Source organism: Streptomyces anatolicus, from assembly GCF_019400875.1.
Lineage (GTDB): Bacteria > Actinomycetota > Actinomycetes > Streptomycetales > Streptomycetaceae > Streptomyces > Streptomyces anatolicus.
In genome coordinates, this window is record NZ_WMBF01000577.1 from 1 (window position 1) to 3632 (window position 3632).

Here is a 3632-nt window from a genome sequence, read left to right on the forward strand (position 1 = left end):
CGCCCGTACTGACGAGGACCGCTCCCGGCGACGCGGACGGCGATTACCTCCACGACGACATCTGGTGAACGTCACCCGGCCGGGTCCACCCGCGCCCCGTCCACCCGTGCCTCCTCCAGCCGCCCCAGGATCGCGTCCACCGTCTCCTCCACCGACATCTCCGAGCTGTCCAGCCAGAGGCCGAGCCGTGGGGTCGTCTCGCGCAGGCCCGTGTCCAGGTCCTGGACCGTCCACGCGCCGTAGCCCGTCTTGCCGCGGCCGGACTCGCGGGCGGCGACCACGTCGGGGCGCGGGGCGAGGACGATCACGTACAGGGGGCGCGTACGGACGAGGTCCACGTACGCCTTCAACTGCTCGCCCAGGATGACGTCCTGGACGATCACCGTGAAGCCCGCGCGTGCGTATTCGTCCGCCGTGGAAGCCGAAAGGCCGTACCGCAGGCGGAGTTGGGCCTCGGCCTCTTCCCCCGCGCCGGGCTCGAACTCCGCGCCGCCGGAGACGATCATCCGCCGGTAGACGTCACCGCGGACATGCGCCGCCTTCGGCAGCCGCTCGGCCAACGCCTGGGCCACCGTGGACTTTCCGGACGCCATGATGCCGGTGATGACGATGACACCGGTGGGGTGGGAGGAGGTAGTCATGCCGCCCATCGTGCCACCGGGGCCCGCCCGGCGGCCGCCGGTTATTGCGGCGCCGCCACCGCCGCCTGCGGGCGGATGGGGAGGCGGTTGACCGGGCGGCCCGTCGCCGCGCGGACCGCCGCGGCGATCGCCGCCGGAGACGTCACGACCGGCACCGCGCTCGCCGCCTTCGCGCCGAAGGGGGCGACGACGTCCCGCTCCTCCACCAGCTTCACGATCCGGATGTCCGGGGTGTCGAGGGCCGTGGGAAGGGCGTACCCCGTGAGGTCGGGGTGGCGGACGATGCCCCGTGGTGTGCGGAGGTTCTCCGTCAGCGCCGCGCCCACGCCCTGGGTGACGCCCGCCTCGATGCGGGTCCGCAGCTGGGCGGGGTTGAGGATGCGCCCCACGTCCTGGGCGACGGCCAGTTCGACGACCCGTACCGAGCCGATCTCGATGTCGACGTCCACGACCGCGCGGATCGCGCAGAACGCCATGCCCACGAACGCGTCGCCCTGCCCGGCCTCGTCAAGCGGCTCGGTCGGATGCGGGCGGCACTGGGCCGTGGCCCACAGCTCCTTGCCGTCCAGCGCCTCGGTGACCGTCGTGGAGAGCACGCCGTCGTACGAGGTGATCTTGCCGTCCGTGATCTGGAGCAGTTCCGTGGACATGCCGAACTTGTGGGCGAGCGGCTGGAGCAGCTGCGTACGGACCATCTTCGCCGCGCGCTCCACCGCGCCGCCCGACACCCACGTGTGACGGCCTCGGCAGCTCGGGCCCGCCGGGGGCTGGTCGGTGTCGACGGGGGCGACCCGGACATCCTCGATGCCCAGGGTCTCCTGGACGATCTGGCGGGCCAGCGTGGTGAAGCCCTGGCCGGTCTCGACGGCCGCGCAGATCACCGTGGCGACGCCGTCGTGGACCTTGACCGTGGCCGTGGAGACCTCGTCCGTGCCCTCGGCGCCGAGGAGCTGGACCATGCCGAGGCCGTAGCCGACCCCGCGCCGCACGGCGGACGGTTCGCCCGCGCCCTCGGGGCCGCCGGGCAGCAGCCACTCGTCCTCGGGGGTGTCCTTGGGCAGACCGGGCAGCGGGAAGTCCCGTACGGCGGCGAGGAGTTCGGCGACCGGGGCCGGGCACGTCACCGTCTGGCCGGTGGGCATGATGTCGCCGGTCGCCATGGCGTTGCGCAGCCGCAGCTCGGCCGGGTCGACGCCCAGCTTCTTGGCGATCTTGTCCATCTGGGCCTCGTACGCGGCGCACACCTGCATGGCGCCCTCGCCCCGGACATGGCCGGAGGGCGGGTTGTTCGTACGGACCGCCCAGCCCTCGATGAAGGCGTTCGGCACGACGTAGGGGCCGCAGGCGAAGGAGACGGCCGCGGCCAGGGCCTCCGACGAGGTGTCCGCGTACGCGCCCGCGTCGAGCAGGATCTGCGCCTCGACCTTGACCAGGCGGCCCTCGGCGTCCGCGTGGTGGCGGTAGCGCAGGAGCGTGGGGTGGCGGTGGGCGTGGCCGAGGAAGGACTCCTCGCGGGTCGCGGTGAGCTTGACGGGACAGCCGGTCCGCAACGCGAGCAGGCCGAGCGGGAGTTGGAAGCTCGCGTCCTCGCGGTCCGCGGTCGCGCCCGGGACACCCGTGACGACGACCTTGACCTGCTCGGGCGGCAGGCCGTAGCAGGCGGCGGCCCGGTCGCGGTCCGCGTGCGGGTCGGTGGAGGCGACGTACAGCTCCACTCCCCCGTCGGGGCGCGGCACGGCGAGGCCCGCCTCCGCGCCGATCGGCGCGGGGTCCTGGCGGCCGATGCGGTAAAGGCCCTCGACGACGACCTCGCCCGCGGCCTCCGGGTCGCCGTGGCGCAGCGGGATGTGGCGGATCAAGTTGCCGTCGGGGTGCAGCGGTTCGGCCTCGAAGGCCTTCTCCGGGTCGGTGACCGGTTCAAGGACCTCGTACTCGACGATGACGGCGGCGGCGGCCATCCGCGCGGTGTCGGGGTGGTCGGCGGCGACGGCGGCGATGGGCTCGCCGTGGTGGCGTACGACATCGGAGGCGAAGACCGGCCGGTCCGGCGTCCTGCGCCCGTGCAGCGCGTCGCCGGGCACGTCCTCGTGGGTGACGACGGCGCGCACGCCCGGCATCTCGCGCGCGTGGCTCGTGTCGATCGAGACGATGCGGGCGTGCGCGTGCGGGGAGCGCAGGACCGCCGCCCACAGCAGGCCCTCGGCCCACAGGTCGGAGGCGTAGGGGAAGGTGCCCTCGGTCTTGGCGCGGCACTCCGCGGGCGGCAGGGACGCGCCGATGCCGTGCGGCAGCGGCTCGGCGCCCGGCGCGGCCGTGGTGGTGGCCGCGGTGGTGGTCTCGTCGCTCACGCCTGGCCTCCGTCCTGGCCGTAGGGGCCGTGCGGTCCTTCGTACGTGCCGTCGTCGTACGCGTTCTGGTGGACGCCGCCCGCGCCCGGGCCCGCCTGGTGCGGGATGCGGGCCTCGTCGGCGTGCTCGTCCTGGGCCGGGGTGGACGCCTCACGCTCGGCGACCACCTCGCGCACGGCGTCGAGCACACCGCGGTAGCCCGAGCAGCGGCAGAGGTTGCCGCAGAGCGCGCGGCGGGTCTCCAGGTCGCTGGGGGCGGGGTTGCCCTCAAGGAGGTCGTGCACGGTCATGGCCATGCCCGGCACACAGAACCCGCACTGCACCGCGCCGCACGCGGCGAGCGCGCGCTGCACGTCGGAGGGCTGCCCGTCGACGGCCAGGCCCTCGACGGTACGGATCTCGCTGCCCGCGGTGGTGGCGGCGGGCACCAGGCAGGAGGCGACGAGGCGGCCGTCCACCTGGACGTTGCAGGCCCCGCACTCGCCCTGCGAGCAGCCGTCCTTGGCGCCCGCGAGGCCGAGCCGCTCACGCAGGACGTAGAGCAGGGACTCGCCGATCCAGGCGTCGGTGACGGGCCGGTCGGTGCCGTTCACGCGCAGGACGTAGGAGCCGAGGGGGTGGTCGTCGTGGAGGGGGTTGGGGG

The 3632-nt window shown here is 74.2% G+C and carries 3 protein-coding genes; all 3 read right to left on the reverse strand.

The window, feature by feature from the left end; translation table 11 throughout:
• Positions 1-71: 71 nt before the first annotated feature.
• Complete coding sequence (locus GKQ77_RS29775; protein ID WP_219692224.1) at positions 72-641, reverse strand: AAA family ATPase; 570 nt, start codon at positions 639-641, stop codon at positions 72-74.
• A gap of 41 nt (positions 642-682) precedes the next feature.
• A complete protein-coding gene (locus tag GKQ77_RS29780; protein ID WP_219692225.1) occupies positions 683-2989 on the reverse strand; it encodes a xanthine dehydrogenase family protein molybdopterin-binding subunit in 2307 nt (768 codons plus the stop codon).
• Positions 2986-3632 (reverse strand): (2Fe-2S)-binding protein (locus tag GKQ77_RS29785; RefSeq protein WP_219692226.1); only part of this gene is annotated, 647 nt, incomplete at its 5' end. The genes GKQ77_RS29785 and GKQ77_RS29780, both read right to left, overlap by 4 nt.

What these genes read in the sequence shown, in the direction of transcription:
- GKQ77_RS29775 (WP_219692224.1), bottom strand. Translation starts at nt 641, where the DNA reads ATGACTACCTCCTCCCACCCCACCGGTGTCATCGTCATCACCGGCATC.